This is a genomic window from Variovorax sp. KBW07 (assembly GCF_003852515.1).
Taxonomy (GTDB): domain Bacteria; phylum Pseudomonadota; class Gammaproteobacteria; order Burkholderiales; family Burkholderiaceae_C; genus Variovorax.
Genome location: NZ_QAJK01000254.1, coordinates 1 through 1854, shown reverse-complemented (window position 1 = coordinate 1854; position 1854 = coordinate 1). Strand labels below are relative to the sequence as shown.

The following is a 1854-nucleotide window of genomic DNA, read 5'->3' as shown; positions in this document are numbered from 1 at the left end:
CCACCAGACCGAGGTGCCGTCGCGCAGCAGCCGCCATTTGCGCAGCGGATCGCCGACGCCGGCCGGCTCGACCTTGATCACGTCGGCGCCGAACTCCGCGAGTGTCTTGCCGGCGAACGGGCCGGCGATGAGCTGGCCGAGCTCCAGCACCTTCAGGCCTTCGAGTGCGTTCATGTCTGCGTCTGTCTCCAGGTTGGGTTGCCCCAACTCTAGAAACAGATCGCGACGGACGGAATTGCTCAGACGGCAGCAGGGCTTCGCGAAACGCGAAGGCCGGGCTGGCTGCCCGACCACCTGTTGCTGTTGCTGCTACTTCTTCTTCAGCGTGGCCGATGCAGGCCTGGCAGCGATCACCGGGGGAGCCGCAGGCGCCTTGACCCAGCCCCGCAGCATCACGCCCATCGAGAGCCCGGCCGCGAAGATGACCCAGTACACCCAGCTCGGCAGGTTCTCGACGCCGCTGTGCATGTTCATGCCGAAGGCCGCGCCGATCGCCATCAGGGGAAAGGTCAGCGCCGCGATGGTGTTGAGCTTGTGCTGCGCGCGGCTGACTTCCATGCCCGCGCGCGCCTGCGCCTCGGCCGCGTGCGCGAGCCGGTAGTCCAGCGACATGCGCGTGTCGGCCAGCAGCAGTTCGTAGCCGCGCGTGATCTCGACCGCAAGGTCGCGCAGGTCGATCAGCATCAGGTCTTCCTTGACCGCGTCACGCGCGCTCTGCAGGGTCGCCTGCATGTTCATCGCAGCGCGCGTCAGCGGAATCAGCGGGCCGAGAATCTGGAAAAGTTCTTCCGCCGTCTCTGCCGCCTGATGGCGGATCTCGAAAGTGCCCAGCGCCGCGCGATAGCTTTCGAGCAGCTTGGCAAACGCCCGTTCGCCGGGGTTGTTTCCCTTGTGGAACCAGCCCCCGTCCGGCTTGCGCAGGAACACCGTGGGCTTGCGTTCCGCCCCGGTGCCGGTGGGCGGCTCGTGCAGGATCACCATCAGGTGGCCCTGCTCGTGGATGATGCGCTGCGCGCCGTAGCTGGCAGCGCCCAGCCGCTGCCGCATCTCGGGAGGCAGCTCCCAGTCGTAGTCGATTCGTCGGGTCATCGCGAGGCCTGAAGCTCTTTCCACAAGGTGTCGAATTCGTCCGCGAAGCGGCGCACGAGCGAAGGATCGTTGCTCAGCACCACGTTCTCTTCGTTGTATTCGCAGGCGCTGCGCGTCCAGTTGTAGCTGCCGTTGAGCAACCGCGCGCCATCGAAGATGGCGAACTTGTGATGCATGTGCGCATCGGTGCGATCCACCACCACGGGAATGCCGGCCGCGCGCAACTGGCCGACGTCGCTGCCACGGTCGAATTCCTTGTCGTTGTCGGAAATGAAGCGCATGGCCACGCCGCGCCGGTGGGCCGCCAGGATTTCGGCGGTGATGCGGTCGTCGGACAGCGTGAAGACGCACAGGTCCACCGAGCGCCGAACGGTCTTCAGCTGATGAACAATGGCCTGCAGGCACGCGGTGCCGGGGCTGAAGAAGGCCTGCGATTGGACGGCAACGCCGCTGTCCGGCGAACGCCCGGTGTCGATGGAGCGAACCACGCCTTCGAGCCATTTGAGCAAGCCAAGCTGTTCGGGGTCGGCGGTGCGGGCGCGCACGAGGTCGAAGGCCCGGTTGCGCAGTTGGCGAAGGCCGTCTTCGGGGGGCGAGGCTTCGCGCAGGGTATGAACCAGCACGCGGCGCTCGTCGTCGCTCAGGCGGGCGTCGGCCATGGTGGCATCCAACTGGGCCAGCAGTTCGGGGAGTGCGGACATGTCAGTTCTCCTTTGCTTCTTCTTGGTGCTGCTGTGGGGGGCTGGTGCGGGTGCGGGTGCATTC

General features: G+C 66.3%; 3 protein-coding genes. All 3 read right to left on the bottom strand.

Annotated elements, in window-relative coordinates; translation table 11 throughout:
- Positions 1-174 (bottom strand): CoA transferase (locus DBV14_RS34120; RefSeq protein WP_260397318.1); only part of this gene is annotated, 174 nt, incomplete at its 3' end.
- 135 nt (positions 175-309) lie between these two features.
- The gene (locus DBV14_RS32930) at positions 310-1089 is read right to left on the bottom strand and encodes a hypothetical protein (RefSeq protein WP_124466409.1); all 780 of its coding nucleotides are present in this window, start codon (positions 1087-1089) and stop codon (positions 310-312) included.
- Positions 1086-1790, bottom strand: coding sequence for a phospholipase D-like domain-containing protein (locus tag DBV14_RS32925; RefSeq protein WP_124466406.1), 705 nt, complete (start codon positions 1788-1790; stop codon positions 1086-1088). The genes DBV14_RS32930 and DBV14_RS32925 overlap by 4 nt, the downstream gene beginning before the upstream one ends.
- Positions 1791-1854: the final 64 nt, after the last annotated feature.

Excerpts from the sequence above, each read along its gene's own strand:
- DBV14_RS32930 (WP_124466409.1), bottom strand. The coding sequence starts at position 1,089 with ATGACCCGACGAATCGACTACGACTGGGAGCTGCCTCCCGAGATGCGG.
- DBV14_RS32925 (WP_124466406.1), bottom strand. The coding sequence starts at position 1,790 with ATGTCCGCACTCCCCGAACTGCTGGCCCAGTTGGATGCCACCATGGCC.